The sequence below is a fragment of the Pseudonocardia kujensis genome (assembly GCF_021283305.1).
Taxonomy (GTDB): Bacteria; Actinomycetota; Actinomycetes; order Mycobacteriales; family Pseudonocardiaceae; genus Pseudonocardia; species Pseudonocardia kujensis.
Genome location: NZ_JAJSOK010000008.1, coordinates 111054 through 129945 on the forward strand (window position 1 = coordinate 111054; position 18892 = coordinate 129945).

General features: G+C 74.6%; 15 protein-coding genes. 3 read left to right on the forward strand and 12 right to left on the reverse strand.

Annotated features, from left to right (window positions below; genetic code table 11):
- Positions 1 to 498 (forward strand): Lrp/AsnC family transcriptional regulator, encoded by a 498-nt coding sequence (locus LWC35_RS08640; protein WP_232869506.1) that lies wholly within the window; start codon positions 1 to 3, stop codon positions 496 to 498.
- A gap of 144 nt (positions 499 to 642) precedes the next feature.
- On the opposite strand, the gene LWC35_RS08645 is transcribed toward LWC35_RS08640, so the two are convergent.
- From LWC35_RS08645 to tkt, 7 genes are all read right to left on the reverse strand, one after another.
- Positions 643 to 1023 carry a PIN domain-containing protein gene (locus tag LWC35_RS08645; protein WP_232869507.1) on the reverse strand — a complete coding sequence of 127 codons (381 nt, stop codon included), beginning with the start codon at positions 1021 to 1023 and terminating at the stop codon, positions 643 to 645.
- Positions 1024 to 1034: 11 nt separating this feature from the next.
- On the reverse strand, positions 1035 to 1814 hold the full coding sequence (gene pgl / locus LWC35_RS08650) for a 6-phosphogluconolactonase (RefSeq protein ID WP_232869508.1): 780 nt from the start codon (positions 1812 to 1814) through the stop codon (positions 1035 to 1037).
- Positions 1811 to 2755 (reverse strand): glucose-6-phosphate dehydrogenase assembly protein OpcA, encoded by a 945-nt coding sequence (gene opcA, locus LWC35_RS08655; RefSeq protein ID WP_232869509.1) that lies wholly within the window; start codon positions 2753 to 2755, stop codon positions 1811 to 1813. The genes pgl and opcA overlap by 4 nt, the downstream gene beginning before the upstream one ends.
- Before the next feature lie 51 nt (positions 2756 to 2806).
- Complete coding sequence (zwf, locus tag LWC35_RS08660; RefSeq protein WP_232869510.1) at positions 2807 to 4369, reverse strand: glucose-6-phosphate dehydrogenase; 1563 nt, start codon at positions 4367 to 4369, stop codon at positions 2807 to 2809.
- Between the two features lie 63 nt (positions 4370 to 4432).
- Complete coding sequence (locus LWC35_RS08665) at positions 4433 to 6205, reverse strand: hypothetical protein (RefSeq protein WP_232869511.1); 1773 nt, start codon at positions 6203 to 6205, stop codon at positions 4433 to 4435.
- Between the two features lie 31 nt (positions 6206 to 6236).
- Positions 6237 to 7349 (reverse strand): transaldolase, encoded by a 1113-nt coding sequence (gene tal, locus LWC35_RS08670; RefSeq protein ID WP_232869512.1) that lies wholly within the window; start codon positions 7347 to 7349, stop codon positions 6237 to 6239.
- A gap of 29 nt (positions 7350 to 7378) precedes the next feature.
- Positions 7379 to 9472 (reverse strand): transketolase, encoded by a 2094-nt coding sequence (gene tkt, locus LWC35_RS08675; RefSeq protein ID WP_372463018.1) that lies wholly within the window; start codon positions 9470 to 9472, stop codon positions 7379 to 7381.
- Positions 9473 to 9918: 446 nt separating this feature from the next.
- Here tkt and LWC35_RS08680 point away from each other — a divergent pair, with 446 nt between their 5' ends.
- Positions 9919 to 10788 carry a heme o synthase gene (locus tag LWC35_RS08680; RefSeq protein WP_232869557.1) on the forward strand — a complete coding sequence of 290 codons (870 nt, stop codon included), beginning with the start codon at positions 9919 to 9921 and terminating at the stop codon, positions 10786 to 10788.
- 91 nt (positions 10789 to 10879) lie between these two features.
- Here the strand turns inward: LWC35_RS08680 and LWC35_RS40185 are convergent, their stop codons facing one another.
- On the reverse strand, positions 10880 to 12895 hold the full coding sequence (locus LWC35_RS40185; protein WP_232869513.1) for a S9 family peptidase: 2016 nt from the start codon (positions 12893 to 12895) through the stop codon (positions 10880 to 10882).
- A 186-nt stretch (positions 12896 to 13081) separates the two neighbouring features.
- Between LWC35_RS40185 and LWC35_RS08690 the strand changes: the two genes are divergently transcribed.
- On the forward strand, positions 13082 to 14221 hold the full coding sequence (locus tag LWC35_RS08690) for an MFS transporter (RefSeq protein WP_232869514.1): 1140 nt from the start codon (positions 13082 to 13084) through the stop codon (positions 14219 to 14221).
- A 114-nt stretch (positions 14222 to 14335) separates the two neighbouring features.
- Here LWC35_RS08690 and LWC35_RS08695 read toward each other — a convergent pair whose 3' ends face one another.
- From LWC35_RS08695 to mptB, 4 genes are all read right to left on the reverse strand, one after another.
- Positions 14336 to 15292, reverse strand: a complete 957-nt coding sequence (locus LWC35_RS08695; protein ID WP_308194493.1) for a COX15/CtaA family protein — start codon at positions 15290 to 15292, stop codon at positions 14336 to 14338.
- 25 nt (positions 15293 to 15317) lie between these two features.
- Entirely contained in the window at positions 15318 to 16034 is a 717-nt protein-coding gene (locus LWC35_RS08700) for an ABC transporter permease (RefSeq protein WP_232869559.1), read from the reverse strand.
- Positions 16035 to 16164: 130 nt separating this feature from the next.
- Entirely contained in the window at positions 16165 to 17073 is a 909-nt protein-coding gene (locus LWC35_RS08705; RefSeq protein WP_232869560.1) for an ABC transporter ATP-binding protein, read from the reverse strand.
- 95 nt (positions 17074 to 17168) lie between these two features.
- Positions 17169 to 18737, reverse strand: a complete 1569-nt coding sequence (mptB, locus tag LWC35_RS08710; protein ID WP_232869515.1) for a polyprenol phosphomannose-dependent alpha 1,6 mannosyltransferase MptB — start codon at positions 18735 to 18737, stop codon at positions 17169 to 17171.
- Positions 18738 to 18892 lie beyond the last annotated feature (155 nt).

The following is an 18892-nucleotide window of genomic DNA, read 5'->3' on the forward strand; positions in this document are numbered from 1 at the left end:
ATGGCCGTGGATTCCCTCGACGACACCGACTGGCGCCTGCTGGAAGCCCTGCAGCGCGACGGGCGGGCGAGCTACGCCGACCTGGGCCGGCTGGTCGGGCTCTCGCCCAGCGCGGTCACCGAGCGGGTGCGACGGCTGGAGGAGACCGGGGTGATCACCGGCTACGGCTGCGAGGTCGACCCCGAGAAGCTCGGGCTGCCGATCATGGCCCTGGTCCGGCTGCGCTACCCGAACGGGAACCACACGCCCTTCCGCGACCTGCTCGCCACCACCCCGGAGATCATCGAGGCGCACCACGTCACGGGCGAGGACTGCTTCGTGCTCACGGTCCGCACCCGCACGATGCGGCACCTGGAGGAGGTCACGGGCCGGGTCGCGGGGCTCGGCGGCGTCACCACCAGCGTCGTCTACTCCAGCCCGCTGCCGCGCCGCTCGGTGGTCGCCGGCGCGGTGCACGCCCGCGCCGCCGCGGCGGCCCGCGCCCCCCACCGCCGCTAGCATCATGGAACCATAACGCGCATTTCCCGACGCCCGAGAAGCGTTATGGAACCATAACGCGACAATTCAGCGGGTTGAGGCGCGTTATGGAACCATAATGCGCGAATTGAGGCCCTTGGAGCGCGCTATGGTTCCATAACGCGATCAGGGGTCGAGGAGGGCGAGAAGGGCGCCGGGCTTCGCCGTGGAGGCGCCCACGGCGTGGAGGAGCCGGGTGAGCTCCCGGTCGGCGGTCACCACGCACACGTCCTCGTCGCGCTCGCCGAGGTCGTGGGCGAGCTCGACCATCGCCGAGTCCCCGTCCGCGGGCGCGAGCAGGACCTCGAGGCCCTCGGGGACCTCGGCCCGCTTGGCCGCGCCCTCCAGCACCAGCAGGATCCGGTCGCCCAGCGACGCCAGCACCCCCGCGTCCCGGGCGTCGGCGAGCTGCGCGGCCAGCCGGGACGCCGCGCCCGCCCGGTCGCGCCACCAGCCGTCCGGGCGGGAGCCGACCACGTTGGCGCCGTCGACGATCAGGTGGCGCACGGTGCCGCCCCTCAGGGGTTGCGCAGGTCCGAGGGCAGCTTCGACGCCGCCGCACGGTCGAGGAGCCAGCGGGTGCGCAGCCGGCCCCGGGCGCCCGCGACCGGGATCGCGACCTCGCCCGCGCCGCCCAGCGCCATGCTGACGGCGGCGGCCTTCTCCTCGCCGGCCGTCACGATCCAGACCTCCTGCGAGGTCCGGATGGCCGGCAGCGACAGCGAGACCCGGGTCGGCGGGGGCTTCGGGCAGTTGTAGACCGGGATGACGGTCCGCTCGGTCTCGTAGACCGCCGGCGACTCCGGGAAGACGGACGCGGTGTGCCCCTCCCCGCCCATGCCCAGCAGCGTGATCTCGAAGGCCGGCACGTCGCCGTGGTCCTCGGGCCGGGCCTTGCGGGCGAGCAGGTCGGCGTACTCCGCGGCGGCCTCGTCGGCGCCCGACGGCCCGGTGCCCACGTCCGCGCCCATCGGGTAGACCAGCGCGGGGTCGACGCCGACGTGGTCGAGCAGCGCCTCGCGGGCCTGGGTCTCGTTGCGCTCGGGGTCGCCGGCGGGCAGGAACCGCTCGTCGCCCCAGTAGAACTCCACGCGGGACCAGTCCACCGCGGCCCGGGCCGGCGAGTCGCGGATGTGGGCGAGGAGCTTGATGCCCACGCCGCCGCCGGTCAGCACCAGCCGCGGGATGTTCCCGGTGGCCTGCAGGTCGACGAGCCGGGTCACCAGCCGCGCCGCGGTGGCCGCGGCGAGGACGTCGGCGTCGGAGTGGATGGTGATCTCGGGGGCGCCGCTGCTCACACCTGCACCGCCGTCCGGCCGCGGGAGACGTGGTCGACGCCGGCGAGGGCCTCGCCGTAGGTGTCGTCCGGATCGAGCCGGCGCAGCTCCTCGGCGAGGCAGTCCGGCACCCCCCGGCGGGCCAGCGCGATCATCCGGTCCGGCTGACCGGGCTGGGACAGCGTGGCCGTCTTGCCGTCCGGCCGGACCAGCTCGACCGGGCCGGCCGCCCGGGTGAGCCGGACCAGCGACATGCCCTGGCCGCGCGCGGCGGGGGAGCGCTTGACCTTCACCCCGAGCCGGGTGACCAGCCAGCCCGCGAGCAGGTCGGTCGACGGCGAGACCTGCTCGCCCGCGACCAGCGCGCCGGTGACCTCGTCGTGCGGCGGGAAGTCCAGCGCCGCGGCCAGCAGTGCGCGCCACTGGGTGAGCCGGGTCCAGGTGAGGTCGGTGTCGCCGGCGACGTGGTGCGCCCGCCGCTGCTCGAACGCCTTGATCGGGTTCTTCGACGACAGCGCGTCGGTGATGCGGCGCTGGGCGAGCTCGCCGATCGGGTCCTCGGCCGGCACGGCCGGGGCCTCCTCCGGCCACCACGCGACCACCGGGGCGTCGGGCAGCAGCAGCGGCATCACCATGCCGGCGCCGGCCTCGCCCCCGGCCAGCGCGCCGTAGCCGCGCAGCACGATCACCTCGCTGGCGCCGGCGTCGCCGCCGACCCGGATCTGCGCGTCGAGCCGGGCCGCGGCCTTCCGCTGGCCCCGCGCCAGGACGATCACCCGGCACGGGTGCTCGCGGCTGGCGGTGTTGGCGGCCTCGATGGCGCTCTCGATCGAGGCGCCGTCGTCGGTGACGACGACGAGGGTGAGCACGCGGCCGAGGGCGAGCACGCCGCCGCGCTCGCGCAGCTCGACCAGCTTCTTGTTGACCGCCGAGGTGTTGCTCGACGGAAGGTCGACGATCATTCCCGTGGCTCCTCGGGGACTAGGGGCAGGTCGATGCGGCCGTGCGCACGCTCACGGTCGGCGCCAGGTGCGGCCGGTCCGGGCGAGCATCTCGTTGGCCTGCTCGGGGCCCCACGATCCCGCGGGGTAGGGCGGCGGCCCCTCCGGCAGTGCGTGCCAGTGCTCGATGACCGGGTCGAGGATCTCCCAGGACCGCTCGACCTCCTCGTTCACCGGGAACAGCGAGGGCTCGCCGAGCAGCACGTCGAGGATGAGCCGCTCGTAGGCCTCGGGGGAGGCCTCGGTGAACGCCGTGCCGTAGCCGAAGTCCATCGTGACGTCCCGGACCTCCATCTGGCTGCCCGGCACCTTCGACCCGAACCGCATGGTCACGCCCTCGTCCGGCTGCACCCGGATGACCAGCGCGTTCTGCCCCAGCTCCTCGGTCATCGTGGAGTCGAACGGCAGGTGCGGCGCCCGCTTGAAGATCACCGCGATCTCGGTGACCCGGCGGCCGAGACGCTTGCCCGTGCGCAGGTAGAACGGGACGCCCGCCCAGCGGCGGGTCTCGATCTCGCAGGTGATCGCGGCGTAGGTCTCGGTGGTGGAGTTCGGGTCGTAGCCCTCCTCCTCCTTGAGCCCGCGGACCAGCTCCCCGCCCTGCCAGCCGCCGCTGTACTGCCCGCGGGCGGTGGTCTCGTCGAGCGGCTGGACCAGCTTGGTGGCCCGCAGCACCTTGATCTTCTCGCCGCGCAGCTCGTCGGAGGAGAAGGAGGTCGGCTCCTCCATCGCCGTGAACGCCAGCAGCTGCAGCAGGTGGTTCTGGATGACGTCGCGCGCGGCGCCGATGCCGTCGTAGTAGCCCGCGCGCCCGCCCAGACCGATGTCCTCGGCCATGGTGATCTGCACGTGGTCGACGTAGTTGCTGTTCCAGATCGGCTCGAACAGCTGGTTGGCGAAGCGCAGCGCCAGGACGTTCTGCACCGTCTCCTTGCCGAGGTAGTGGTCGATCCGGAAGACCGAGTCCTCGGGGAAGACGTCGTTGACGATCGCGTTGAGCTCCTTGGCCGACTGCAGGTCGTGGCCGAAGGGCTTCTCGATGACGACCCGGCGCCACTGGTCGTCGTTCTGCGCGGACAGGCCCGACCGCGCCAGCTGCTTGCACACCACGGGGAAGGCCGAGGGCGGGATCGACAGGTAGAAGGCGTGGTTACCGCCGGTCCCGCGGACCCGGTCGAGGTCGCGCACGGTCTGCTCGAGCCGGTCGAAGGCGTCGTCGTCGTCGAACGAGCCCTGCACGAAGCGGAAGCCCTCGGCGAGCCGGTCCCACACCTCCTGGCGGAACGGCGTGCGCGCGTGCTGCTTCACGGCCTCGTGCACGACCTGGCCGAAGTCCTGCTCGTCCCAGTCCCGGCGGGCGAAGCCGGTGAGCGCGAAACCCGGCGGCAGCAGCCCCCGGTTCGCGAGGTCGTAGATGGCCGGCATGAGCTTCTTGCGCGACAGGTCACCGGTCACGCCGAAGATCACGAGCCCGCACGGGCCCGCGATGCGGGGGAGCCGCTTGTCGCGCGGATCGCGCAGCGGGTTCACCCACTTCGCGGTCGTGGCGGGGATGCCCTTGGTCCCGCTGGTCATGACACGCTCCGTCTCTCGGCTCGGTCGGTCGGCCCGGGTGGCTCGGTCGGCTCGGCCGCGCGGTCAGTGGCCCGGGCCGGCAGGGCCCGGGCGCAGTGCCTGGACCGCGCGGGCGAGCGAGACGAGCCCGGCCACCCGGTCCGTGAGGTGCAGCCGCAGCACGGGGACCCCCCGTGCCGCGACGTCGGCCGCGACGCCGCCTGCCTCGGTCAGCGCCAGACTAGTCAGGGCGGGCCCCGGATCGGGAACGAGATCGTCCGGCGGGTCGCCCGTGACCAGGCACAGAGCACCCGGTCGGGGGTCGTCGCGGCGGAACGGGGCGAGCAGCCCGCGATCCCGCGGGCCCCAGCCGACGGTGACGGGCACGCCCGCGCACCGGGCCAGCTCGCCGCGCAGCACGGCGACGGACGCGTCGTCGGCCGGGTCGAGCCACACCGACAGCGCGAGGTGCCCGCCCGGCGGGACGGCGTCGACCAGGGCCTGCAGCGCGGCGCCCGGGTCGTCTCCCGCGGCCGCGAACGACTCGGCGGCGTGGATGTCGACGAGACCGTCCGAGCCGCGCCGCGCGAGGGGCTGCGGCGCGGCCGCGCCTCCGGTCGCCGGGGCCTCGGGGCCGAACGCCTCGCCGTCGAGCAGCCGGGCGGCGGCCGCCGCGGCGTACTGCCACAGCAGCAGTTCGGCGCCCAGCGGCCCACCCGTGCGGACGACCTCGTCGCCGCCGACCGCCTCGGGCGCGTCCCCCTCGAGGTCCGGGTCGACCGCCGGGTCGAGGTCCGGGGCGCCCGCCCCGGTGACCTCGGCGAGCAGCGCGTCGACGGTCGGCTCGACGCCCGCCCCGCCCCGGCTGCCGCCGCTGCGCCCGTCGAGCAGCTCGGAGAGGTCGTCCGGCGCCGCGTCGGGATGCCGGGCGGTGGCGGGTGCGAGGGTCGGGCCCTCGGGCAGCCCGTCCGGGTCGGCCGCGTCGACGAGCACGGGCGAACCCCCGGCTGCCGCGACCAGGGCGGCGACCCACTCCGCCAGCGCGGGCGGCCCCTCGGCGGGGTCGAGCTGCACGGCCCCCGCCCCGACGGCGACCAGCACGCCGGCCAGCTCCAGGGCGGGGTTCTCCGGTTCGTCGGCGGTGAGCAGCTCGGCCACGGCCCGGGCGTCGTCGAGCACCTCGCCGACGGGTGCGCCGGCCAGCCCGGCAGGGACCAGCCCGGGGGCACCGAGGACGGACCACGCGCCCGGGACGTCCCGCTCGGTGGTGATCACCACCGACCCGGCGGCCCGCGCGCTCTCGTCGAGCGGCGAGCCGGCCTCGGTGAGCACCACCGTGCGCCCGGCCGCGCGGCGGGGGCCGACCTCTGCGGCGACGGCCTCGGCGAGCAGCTCGTGCACGGCCGCGATCCAGGTCGTGTCGCCCGGGGGGTCGGCGACGACCAGCACGGTGCCGCTCAGGTCGGTGGCCAGGGCGTGCGAGACGGCCCCGGGGTCGGGGGAGTCGAGCACCCGCAGCAGGCCGGACTCGCCGGCCAGGACCTGCGCGCCGAGGGTCCACCGCGCGTCGCCGACGAGCAGCACGCGCGCGGCACCCTCCACGCGGAAGGCCTCCCGCAGGGCGTCGACCTGCCCGATCAGCGGGCGCGAGGTGCGGGGCAGCGCCGCCCAGCCCAGGCCGTCGCCCGCCGCCGGGCCCCACGCGGACGGGTCCGCGTCGGTGATCCGGGACGCGACGACGTCCGTGGCGAGCTCGGCGGCGACCCGGCGGGCCTCGCGGGCCAGCGGACCGGGGCCGGGACGGGAACCGCCGCCGAGCTCCACGACGGGGAGCCCGACGGCGGGTCGCGAGGTCACGGGGGTGAGCCTCCTGGGATCGCCGGTCGTCCTACTTGGCGGCGTCGAGCTGCTGCTGCACCGACTCCTGCAGCTCGGACCACGACTTCTCGAACTTGTCCACGCCCTCGTTCTCGAGGGTGAGGAAGACGTCCGTGATGTCGATGCCGACGCGCTCGAGGTCGTCGAACACCTGCTGCGCCTCGGCGGCGGTGCCGGTGACCTTGTCGCCCTCGACCTCGCCGTGGTCGGCGAAGGCCCGCAGGGTCTTCTCCGGCATGGTGTTGACGACGTTCGGGACCACGAGCTCGGTGACGTAGAGCGTGTCCGGGTACTCCGGGTTCTTCACGCCCGTCGAGGCCCAGAGGGGCCGCTGCCGCCGGGCGCCCTTGGCCTCGAGCGCGGTCCACCGGTCGGAGCCGAAGACCTCCTCGTAGGCGGCGTAGGCCAGGCGCGAGTTGGCGACGCCGGCCTTGCCCTTGAGGGCCTTGGCCTCGTCCGTGCCGATCTTGTCCAGCCGGGCGTCGATCTCGGTGTCCACCCGGGACACGAAGAACGAGGCGACCGACGCGATCCGGGAGAGCTCCTGGCCGTTCTCGGCGGCCTGCTCGAGGCCGGCGAGGAACGCCTCCATGACGGCCTTGTACCGCTCGACCGAGAAGATCAGCGTGACGTTCACGCTCACGCCCTCGGCCAGCGCGCGGGTGATGGCCGGCAGGCCGGGCTCGGTGGCCGGGATCTTGACCAGCAGGTTCGGCCGGTCGACGGCCTTCCACAGGTCGAGCGCCTGGGCGACGGTGGCTTCGGTGTCGCGGGCCAGGGTGGGGTCGACCTCGAGCGACACGCGCCCGTCGATCCCGTTCGTGGCCTCCCAGGTGCCGCTGAAGACGTCGCAGGCCTGCTGGACGTCGGCCACGGTGATCTCGCGGATGGCGGCGGCGACATCGGCGCCGCGGCTCGCGAGCTCGTTGACCTGGGCGTTGTACGCCTCGCCGTTCTTCAGTGCGGCGGCGAAGATGGTCGGGTTGGTGGTGACCCCGACGACCGACCACTCGTTGATCAGCTCGACCAGGTTCCCCGAGGTGATCCGCTCGCGGGACAGGTCGTCGAGCCAGATGGAGACGCCCGCCTCGGACAGTGCGGCGAGCCGTTGGTTGGTGCTCATTGCCGGTACTCCTTCTTCAGGTGGCGGGTTCAGGACTTGCCGAGACTCGCCCGGGCCGCGTCCACGACTGCCTCCGGCGTGAAGCCGAACTTCTCGAACAGCGTGGCCGCGTCGGCGCTGGCGCCGTAGTGCTCGATGCTCACGATCCGCCCGGCGTCGCCGACGAACCGGTACCACGGCATCGCGATGCCCGCCTCGACCGCGACCCGCGCCTTCACCGACGGCGGGAGCACGGAGTCGCGGTACGCGGCGTCCTGCGCGTCGAACCACTCCACACAGGGCATGGACACCACACGGGTGGGAACGCCGTCCGCCTCGAGGGTCTTCCGGGCGGCGACCGCCAGCTGGACCTCGGAACCGGTGGCGATGATCACGACCTGCGGGTCGCCGTCCGAGGCGTCGGCCAGCACGTAGCCGCCCTTCTTGACGCCCTCGGCGGAGGTGCCCTCCAGGGTCGGGACGTTCTGCCGGGTCAGCGCCATCCCGACGGGGCCGTCCTGCCACTCGATCGTGGCCTTCCAGCCGGCGGCGGTCTCGTTCGCGTCGGCGGGCCGCAGCACGGAGAGGTTCGGGATGGCCCGCAGTGCGGCGAGGTGCTCGATCGGCTGGTGCGTGGGGCCGTCCTCGCCGAGGCCGATCGAGTCGTGCGTCCACACGAAGATGGCCGCGGTCTTCATCAGCGACCCGAGCCGCACCGCGGGCCGCATGTAGTCGCTGAACTGCAGGAACGTGCCGCCGTACGGGCGGGTCGGCCCGTGCAGCGCGATGCCGTTGAGGATCGCGCCCATCGCGTGCTCGCGGACGCCGAAGTGCAGCGTGCGGCCGTAGGGGTTGGCGTCCCACATCCTGGTGGCGGCGGTCTTGGGCCCGAACGAGTCGGCGCCCTCCATCGTGGTGTTGTTGCTCTCGGCCAGGTCGGCCGAGCCGCCCCACAGCTCCGGGAGCACCGGGGCCAGGGCCTTCAGCACCTCACCCGACGCCTTGCGCGTGGCGAGGCCCTTCGCGTCCGGCTCCCAGGTGGGCAGCGCGTCGGCCCAGCCCTCGGGCAGCGCGTTGGCCAGCAGCCGGTCGAACAGCTGCTTGCGCTCCGGCTCGCGCATGGCCCAGTCGTCGAAGGCGTTGCGCCAGTGGTCGATGGCGCCGCCCTGCCGCTCGCCGACCGAGCGGGTGTGCTCGAGCACCTCGGGGTCGATCTGGAAGCTCTTCTCCGGGTCGAAGCCCAGGATCCGCTTGACCTCGGCGACCTCGTCCGCCCCCAGCGCGGCGCCGTGCGCCTTGCCGGTGTTCATCTTGGTGGGCGCCGGGAAGCCGATGACCGTCCGGAGCAGGATGAACGACGGCCGGCCGGTCTCGGCCTTGGCGTTCTCGATCGCCTCGAGGATGCCGGAGACGTTCTCGCCGCCCTCGACGACCTGGACGTGCCAGCCGTAGGCCTCGTAGCGCTTCGCGGTGTCCTCGGACAGCGCGATGGTCGTGTCGTCCTCGATGGAGATCTTGTTGTCGTCGTAGAAGACGATGAGGTTGCCCAGCTCCTGGCGGCCCGCGAAGGACGACGCCTCGCTGGTCACGCCCTCCTCGATGTCGCCGTCGGAGGCGATGACGTAGATGAAGTGGTCGAACGGCGAGGCGCCCTCGGGGGTGTCCGGGTCGAACAGGCCGCGCTCGCGGCGCGAGGCGACGGCCATGCCGACGGCGGAGGACAGGCCCTGGCCGAGCGGCCCGGTCGTCATCTCGACGCCGTTGGGCGTGGCCTCCAGCTCCGGGTGCCCCGGGGTCTTGGAGCCCCAGGTCCGCAGCGCCTCCAGGTCCTCCATCTCCATGCCGTAGCCGGCCAGGAAGAGCTGGATGTAGAGGGTGAGGCTGGAGTGGCCGGCGGAGAGCACGAACCGGTCCCGCCCGACCCAGCCCGGGTCGTTCGGGTCGTGGCGCATGACGCGCTGGTAGAGCAGGTAGGCCAGCGGCGCGAGGCTCATGGCGGTGCCGGGGTGGCCGCTCCCGCACTTCTGCACGGCGTCGGCGGCGAGCACGCGGACGGTGTCGACGGCGCGTTTGTCCAGTTCGGTCCAGTCGTCGGGCACGTGCGCCTGGGTCAAGGCGGCGATATCGGGCTCCGTCACAGACACGCCTGAAGCTCCTGTCCTCGTGGGTGGGGGCGCCGACCTACCCGGCGGGGGCCGTCTTCATTCCTCTGGCCATGCCCCTCGAGTCCGCCACGTCCTCGGCGGCGTGGACCGGTCGGCGCGTCCGTCTCGACCCCGGACTCTAGCGGCCGACGGACGAACGCCGCCCGATCCTGCGTCGATCGGACACCGACCGGACTACCCCCGGACCCCGGCGCGCATTCCACCGGTTAGCATCGACGCGTTGTAGAAGTCGGTCCGTGGGCTGTGGGTTCGATACGGGCCGGTGGACGCGGCACTCCACCACAGTCCGTCGGCGAGCGAGGTAGCAACTGGTGAGCGCACCCGTCTCACACCGGGGAGCGGCCGAGAGGCCCGACCGGAAGGGACCTCCGGGGCAGGCGGCACCGGCGGCCGGCCACGGCCGGCTCGCGCGGTTCCGGGACACGGTGCGCGCCTATCTCGGGCTCACCAAGACCCGCATCATCGAGCAGCTGCTCGTGGTCACGGTGCCGGCGATGATCCTCGCCGAGCGGTCGATCCCCTCGGTCTGGCTGATCCTGGCCACCCTCGTCGGCGGCGCGATGGCCGCCGCGAGCGCGCACGCCCTCAACTGCGTGGCCGACGCCGACATCGACGCCAAGATGAAGCGCACCTCGCGCCGGCCCACCGCCCGCGGTGACGTGCCACGGCGCAACGCGCTGATCTTCGGCCTGGTGCTCGGCGCGCTGTCGGCGCTGTGGCTCTGGGCCACCACGAACCTGTTGTCCGCGCTGCTCTCCGTGGCCGCGATCGCGTTCTACGTGCTCGTCTACACGCTGGTGCTGAAGCGGCGGACGTCGCAGAACATCGTGTGGGGCGGGGCGGCGGGCTGCATGCCGGTGGTCATCGGCTGGTCGGCGGTCACCGGTACCGTCGGGTGGCCCGCCCTGGTGATGTTCGGCGTCATCTTCTTCTGGACGCCGCCGCACTTCTGGGCGCTGGCCATGAAGTACAAGGACGACTACGCCGCCGCCGAGGTGCCGATGCTCCCGGTCGTGGCCACGCCGCGGCAGGTGTCGGTGCGCATCGTCGCCTACTCGTGGGTGATGGCGCTCTGGACGTTCCTGCTGCTGCCGGTCACCTCGTGGGTCTACGCCGCGTTCGCGCTGGCCGGCGGCGCCTACTTCGTGATCACCGCCCACCGGCTGCACGCCGGGGTCAAGGCGGGCCGGGAGGTGGCGCCGATGCGGCTGTTCCACCTCTCGAACCTCTACCTCTGCGGCCTCTTCCTCACCATCGCCGTCGACGCCGCGATCGGGCTGCCCACCGTCTTCTGACACGCAAGTCGGCACTTTCCGCCCACCGAACCCCACATCCCCGTCCCCCGGGATGTGGGGTTCGGTGTTCCCGGAGCGCCGACCCGCGGGTTCAGCGCAGCAGGTCGGGCGTCCGCCAGGGCTCGCCGAGGACGTGGTGGGCCAGGAAGGCGTACACGGTCTCGTACCACAGCGCGGCGTGCTGGGGCGTGAGCACCCAGTGGTTCTCGTCCGGGAAGTACAGGAAGCGGTGCGGGTTCGCGGCCGGGTCCGCCACGCGGGACTGCAGGTCCCACCACAGCCGCAGGCCCTCGCCGACGGGGACGCGGTAGTCCTTGTCGCCGTGGATCACCAGCATGGGCGTGGTGATCGCGTCGACGTGGTGGTGCGGGCTGTTCGCCGCCGCCATCGCCGGCGTCATCTCGGTGAGCCAGTAGTCGGCGAGGTCCGTGGTCGGGCCGAACTGGTCGAGCGCCCACAGGCTCGCGTGCGTGACGATCGCGCGGAAGCGGTCGGTGTGACCGGCGATCCAGTTGGCCATGTAGCCGCCGAACGAGCCGCCCATGGCCGCCGTGCGGGAGGCGTCGATCTCCGGCAGTGCCTCGGCCGCGTCCGTGACCGCCATCAGGTCGGTGAAGGGCGGGCCACCCCACGCGCCCCAGCCGCGCTGCACGAAGTCCTGGCCGTAGCCGGTGGACAACGCCGGGTCCGGCAGCAGCACGGCGTAGCCGCGGGCCGCCATCAGCCACGGGTTCCACCGCCACTGCCAGGCGTTCCAGCTGTTCAGCGGGCCGCCGTGGACCCACAGCAGCAGCGGCGCGGGCTCGTCGACGTCCGGCAGGACGAGCCAGGCGCGCAGGGGCGAGCCGTCCTCGGCGGTGGCCGTGACCTCGGTGAGCGTGCCGGGCATCGCGGGCGCCTCGGCCGGGCCGGGCAGCGGCGTGGGCTCCTGGTCGGGCGTGTGCGCGTCGAGCCGGACCGGCGCGGGCGGGCTGTCGACGGCCGAGCGCAGCGCGTAGACGCTCGCGCCGTCGGGCGACACGACCGGGTCGGTGTAGGCGCCGTGGTCGCCGGTCAGCCGGGTGACGGCGCCCGTGCCGACCTCGACGCGGAACAGCGGGCCGCGGCCCTGCTCGTCGGCGGTGACGACCAGCGCGGCCGCGTCGGGCGTCCAGGTCAGGTCGCCCGGCCAGCGGTCCCAGTCGGCGGCGAGCCCGCGGGACGCGCCCCCGGCGAGCGGGACGAGGACGAGCGTCATCCGCGGGGCCCGTTCCGGGGTGGAGCGGCGGGTGCGGATCGCGGCCACGGTCCGGCCGTCGGGGCTGACGCGCGGGGTGCCGTAGTCGTGGTCGGGGTCGTCGAGCAGGGTGCGGCGCTCCCCGGTGGTGGTGTCGAACGCGACCACCACCGCACGGGACGCCCCGTAACCCTCGGAGACGTTCCAGCCGGTCACGGCGGTGCGGCCGTCGGGCGCGATGTCGGCGGTGGTGTCGACGAGGGCGCGGCCGGGCGCGGGGGTGAGGTCGGTCCACGGCTCGCCGGGGCGGGCCGCGAGCAGCCGGGCCTCGTCGGGGCCCAGGTCGTGGTCCCAGAACCGGACCGGGTAGCCGTCGTGCAGGATCGCCGCGATCCTCCGCTCGCTGCGGGCCTTGCGGCGGGCGGCGTCGTCGTCGCCGGTCACGGCCCCGGGAAGGGTCGCCGAGGTGGCCAGCACGGTGCCGGCCTCGCGGGCCACGCGCGGCGCGGAGATCCCGCCCGGGCGGGTCCGGACGACGTGCGCCTCGCCGCCGCCCGCCGGCAACGACCACAGCGCCGCCGTCTCCGGGGCGTCGGGCGCGACGTCGGGATCGACGCGCGCGGAGACGAACAGCAGGTCGCCCTCCGGGGTGAAGACGGGCGAGGACTCGCCCTTCGGGCCGCGGGTGAGCCGACGCGCCGGGACCTTGCCCGTCGGGTCGACCTCCCACAGCGCGGGCCGCCAGGCGGTCCGGTCGCGGTCGAGGCCGGCGACCGTGGTGACCAGACGCGACCCGTCGGGGGAGAGGGCGAGCCCGGCGAGGCGGGGGAGCGCGACGAACGACTGCGGGTCGGCGAACGGGGACACGGGTTCGGACGGAGCATCGGACACGCGCCATACCTACACCGTCCCGTCCGTGCCCTCCCCGTCCGGAGGGGAGGGCTCCGACGGCCCGGCGCGGTCCGGCCGACAATGGTCGCGGCACGACGGAAGGGGAGACGAGTGACGTCAGCACCGACGGCAGCGACGGCCGGGCGGCCGGTGATGAGCAGAAGCGCGGGGACCGCGGTGGTGGCCGTGACGTTCGTCGTCACGATGATCGGCACCACGCTGCCGACGCCGCTGTACCCGCTCTACGAGCAGCGGTACGGGTTCGGCGGGCTCGTGGTCACGGTCGTCTTCGCGACCTACGCCGTGGGCGTCGCCGCCGCGCTGGTGGTGCTCGGCAACCTCTCCGACCGGATCGGGCGGCGGCCCGTGCTGCTCGCCGGGCTCGCGTCGGCGCTGGTCAGCTCGCTGGTGTTCCTGATCCCGGCGGAACCGGCGCTGTTCGTGGGGCGCTTCCTGTCCGGCATCTCGGCGGGCGTCTTCACCGGCACCGCCACGGCCACGATCATCGACCTGGCCCGGGAGGACCGGAAGGCCCGGGCGGGACTCGTCGCCGCCGCCGTCAACATGCTGGGGCTGGGTCTCGGGCCGGTGCTGGCCGGGATCCTCGCCGAGTACGCGCCGCTGCCCCTCGACCTGTCGTACCTCGTGCACGCCGCGCTGGTGGTCGTCGCGGCGGTGGCGCTGTGGTTCGTCCCCGAGACCGTCGAGCAGCGGGGGTCGTTCCGGATCGAGCCGCTGAAGGTCGGCGGGGTGCCGCCGGAGGTGCGCGGGGTGTTCGTGCGCGCCGCCGTCGGCGGGTTCGCGGGGTTCGCGGTGCTGGGCCTGTTCACCGCGGTGTCGCCGTCCGTGCTGGTCCAGGTGCTGGGCCGGAGCAGCCACCTGGTCGTCGGGCTCGTGGTGTTCCTGATGCTGGGCGCGTCGGCGCTGGGCCAGGTGCTGTCGGGCTCCGTGCCCGAGCGGGTCGCCCTGCCGGCCGGCTGCGGCGGACTGGCCGTGGGCGCCGCGCTGATCGGCACGGGCATCGCGACGGCCTCGCTCGCCGTGTTCTGCACCGGCGCCGCGGTCGCCGGGCTGGGCCAGGGGATGAGCTTCCGGGCCGGGCTGGGCGCGGTCGGTTCGCGGGCCCCGCAGGCGGTGCGCGGCGCGGTGGTCGCGACCTTCTTCCTGGTGCTCTACGTGGCCATCTCGCTGCCGGTGATCGGCGTCGGGGCGGCCGCGCAGGTGTTCGGGCTGGTGCCGGCGGGCGTGGTGTTCTCGGGGATCGTCGCCCTGCTGGCGCTGGCCGCGGTCGTGCTCACGGTCCGGGCGAGCCGCCGGACGGCGTGAGAGGCCGCGCGGGGTGAGGTGTCGCGGGGTGAGGTGTCGACCGGGTGTGGAGCGCCGTCGGGGGTGTGCCGCGGGTGCAGGGGTGGACGGCCATGGCTGCCCCGCCGCGCCGCCTCAGCGGCTCGCCGCGAGGGTGGGCTCCGCCGTCGGGGCCTCGACGCTCGTCGGGGCGGGGGCGCGGTGGCTCGTGCCCGCCCAGACGGCCGCGGCGGCGGCGGTGGTGAGGGCCGCACCGAGCACGTGCAGGGCCACCAGCACCTCGGGGACGCCCAACGCGTACTGGACCCCGCCCAGCGCGCCCTGCGCCAGCACGACCACCACGAGCAGGCCGTAGCGGCGCTTGAGGCGGGCGTCGGCGCCCGCGGTCCACAGCGCGAAGCCGAGGCCGACGAGGAGCCCGAGGTAGGCGAAGAGCAGGTCCGCGTGCAGCTGGGCCAGCGCGGGCACGCCGATGCCGAGACGCGGGGTGGCGGCGTCGCCGGCGTGCGGGCCCGCGGCCGTGACGAGCGTGCCGGCGACCAGCAGCGCACCCAGCACCACGCTGCTGACCACGATCAGCAGGCGCACCGGGCGCGGGACGGTCCGGGTCACGGGACCGCCCGCCGTGGCCTCGTCGACGAGCTGGACAGCCAGCCAGACCAGGACCGTCGACGCCAGGAAGTGCGGCATCACGCTCCACCACACCAGGCCGGCGAGCACGGTCATCCCCCCGATGACCGCCTGCGCGACCACGCCGAGGGGCATCGCGAGCGCGAGCCAGGTGAGCCGGCGGCGGCGCGGCCGCACGTTGAGCGCGGCGAGGAAGGTCACGATGGACACGACCACGAGGAACGCCGACAGGAGCCGGTTGCCGAACTCGGTCCACTGGGTGAGCGGCGCGATCTCGGGGTGCGGCTCGGGGACCAGGGAACCGGGGAAGCAGTTGGGCCACGTCGGACAGCCCAGGCCGGAGCCGGTCACCCTGACCACGGCTCCGGTGACCATGATCCCGGCCTGACCGATCAGCGACAGGATCGCCAGCCGCCGCATCCACAGCGGGGACGTCGCCGGCACGCGCCGCAGGAGGTTCACGACTACAGATGGTAGAAGATGCGCCTCAGCGCAGGCGGACGGCCTTCACGGCGACCCCGCCCGCCACGACGGCCCACGCCACCAGCACCAGGACCGGCCCGATCCCCGGCGCCGAACCGGCCACCAGCGGCGCGCGCAGCCCCTCGGCCAACGCCCCCGACGGCAGCGCGCCGGCCACGGCGGCGACCCCCGCCGGCAGCTGGTCGAGCGGGATCACGATGCCGCCGCCGAGCAGGAGCACGAACCACACGAGGTTGGCGACGGCCAGCACGATCTCCGCGCGCAGCGTGCCGCCGAGCAGGATGCCCAGCGCACCGAAGGCGGCACAGCCGAGCAGGACCATCAGCAGGGCCCAGCCGAGCCCGGCGGCGTCGGGCCGCCAGCCCAGCAACGCCGCCACCACGCCCAGGATCACCAGCTGCACCACGACGACGGCGAGCACGGCCGCGAGCCGCCCCGCGACCAGGAGCCACCGGGGCAGGGCGGTGGCGGCGAGCCGCCGGATCACGCCGTAGCGGCGGTCGAAGCCCAGCGCGATGGCCTGGCTGGTGAACGCGGTCGACATCACCGCCAGCGCCAGCACCGACGGCACCACCGAGTTCACCCGCGGCTCCGGCAGCGGGACCACCCGCAGCACCGACAGCCCGACGAGCAGCACGACGGGGATCAGCAGGGTGAGCAGCACCTGCTCACCGTTGCGCAGCGCGAGGCGGGTCTCGGTGCCCGCCTGGGCGAGCAGCATCCGGCCCAGCCGGCCCCGCCCGGGCGCCGGGGTGAACGTCCCGGGAACGAACAGCTCGCTCACGCGCCCTCCGCGCTCGTCGGCCGCGTTCGCGGCGCTGCGGTGTCGAACGGTGAGCTCGCACGGTCGGTCACGACCGCAGCTCCCGTCCGGTCAGGTCCAGGAACACGTCCTCGAGGCTGCGCCGCGCGACCTGGACGTCGTCGGCGAGGGCGCCCTGGCCCGCGCACCAGCCGGTGATCGCGGACAGGACGTGCGGGTCGATGCGCCCGCGGACGACGTAGCGCCCCGCGACGGTCTCGGCCGCCCGGTAGCCGGCGGGCAGCGCGGCGCTGAGGGCCTCGACGTCCATGCCGGTGCGGGCCCGGAACCGCAGCTCCTGCTCGTCGCCCCCGGCGGTGAGCTCGGTCGGGCTGCCGGCCGCGACGACCCGTCCGTGGTCGACGATCACGACCTCGTCGGCCAGCGCCTCGGCCTCCTCCATGAGGTGCGTGGTCAGCAGGACCGCGACCCCGTCCCGGCGCAGCGCGGAGACCAGCTCCCAGACCACCCGGCGCGCCTGCGGGTCCATGCCGGCGGTCGGCTCGTCGAGCACCACGACCTCGGGCCGCCCGACGACCGCGCACGCCAGCGCGAGCCGCTGCTGCTGGCCGCCGGAGAGCCGCTTGTAGGGGGTGCGCGTGGCACCGGAGAGACCCAGGACGTCGATCAGCCAGGCCGGGTCGAGCGGGTTCGCGGCGCAGGCGGCGACGAGCCGCAGCATCTCGCCCGCCTTCACGCCGGGGTAGGCGCCGCCGCCCTGCGGCATGATCCCGATCCGTGCCCGCAGCGCGTCCGGCGCGCCGGCCGGGTCGAGCCCGAGGACGCGGACCTCGCCCTCGTCGGCGCGCTGGAAGCCGGTGCAGACCTCGATGGTCGTGGTCTTGCCGGCCCCGTTCGGTCCGAGCAGCGCGAGCACCGTGCCGCGGCGCAGCGTCAGGTCCAGCCCCGCGACCGCCGTGGTCGCGCCGAACCGCTTGACCAGGCCGCGCACGGACACCGCGGTGTCCGCGGCGCCGTCGCGGACGGGCGCGGCGGGGTCCGGAGCGGCCTCGCCCGACCGGGCCGACGGGGGGATCTGCACAGCCGTCGAGTCTAGGCAGGGGTCCGGGCGGCGGGCGCGGCACCCGGATCGCGGGCCGCCTCGCGGCGCAGGGCGCGCCGCACCAGCAGCAGTCCGACGAGCAGGATCACGACCCCGGCCACGATCCCGAACGGCAGCTGGTAGGCCCGGAAGTTGAAGTCCGCCCCGGTGGGCGGGACCATCACCGCGATCACCGCCGAGGCGGCCAGGGCGAAGCGCCGGTAGCGCGGCATCCCGCGGGTCGCGGCGAGCGGGATCGCGGCCCACAGCAGGTACCAGGGGTGCACCACCGGGCCCAGCAGGACCACGGCGCCCAGCCCGACGCCCACGCCCGTCACCGGATCGACGCGGCCCTTGAGGCACAGCCACAGCAGCCAGCCGCACGCCACGGCCGCGGCGAGACCGCCCAGCCCGCGGGTGAGGGTGAGCGTGGTGTCGGTGTGGTCGCCGAGGCCGGCGAGGATGCCGATCTGCCCGGAGAGCTGACCGAGGTCGGTGGACAACGACATCCAGCTGCGGATCGTGTTCGCGGTGCCCTGGGTGGAGATCCAGCCGAAGCCCAGGCCGGTGCCGAGGCCGATCGCGGCGTAGACCGCCACGGCCACCCCGGCGAGGGCGGCGGCGGCCGCCACGACGTCGCGCACCCGCCCGCCCCACCGCCGCGCCAGGTCCGTCCCGAGGAACCCGAGGGCGAGCAGCGCCGGCAGCTTCACCGAGGCGCCCAGGGTGATGAGCACCGCACCGGCGACCCAGCGCGGCCAGGGGACCGGGACGTCCCGCTCACCCAGGGCCAGGTGCAGGCCGGCGAGCAGCAGACCGAGCATCAGCGCCTCGTTGTGGATGCCGCTGACCAGGTGGAACAGCACCAGGGGGTTGGCGGCGCCGAGCCACAGCGCCAGGCCGGGCTCCACGCCGCAGCGGCGGGCGAGCTTCGGCAGCGCCCACAGGATCAGGGCCACGCCGCCGAGCGCCAGGGCGCGGTGGGCCAGGACGCCGAACACGACGTCGTTGCCGGTCAGCGCCGTGATCCCGCGCCCGACGACGAGGAACAGCGGTCCGTACGGGGCCGGGGTCTCCCGCCAGATCGTGGGGATCGTCCGGGTCAGCGGGTCGTCGACGCCGAGCGCCTGCGCCGGCCCGAGGACGTACGGGTCGAGGCCGCGGGCGACGATCGCCGACTGGGCGAGGTAGCTGTAGACGTCCTTGGAGAACAGCGGCGGCGCCAGCGCCAGCGGCAGCGCCCAGAGGATCCCGGCGCGGCCGATCGAGAGCCGGTCCGGGGCGGGCGGCACCGCGCCGCGTGCCGAGAGCATCCGCCCGATCCACAGCCAGGCGAGCACGAGCATGCCCATGCCGGCGTAGGTCAGGGCGAGGGCGAGGGTGGCGTTGCGGGCGGGAAGCCCGATCAGGCGCAGGCCGTTGAGCGGGTTGGGCACGGGCAGCGCCCCCGCACCGAGCGCCCCGACGGCCATGAGCAGCGCCCCGGTGAGCCCGAGCCGCCGGGCGAGCCGGGCCGGATCGGCCGCGACGCGCCGGTCCACCGGCGGTGAGCCGGTGGGGTCCAGGGCGGGGGCGGCCATGCCGGGAGCGTATCGACCGGCCCCGGGACGACGGTCCGGAGCCGGGTCACCGGCACTGCGGGCGGCCCGCCGCGGGCCGACGAGCGGCACCGGCGGCATGCCGGGGGTGAGTCCGCTCACCTGCCCGGGGGGCCGCCTTTGCCGGGTGGGCGCAT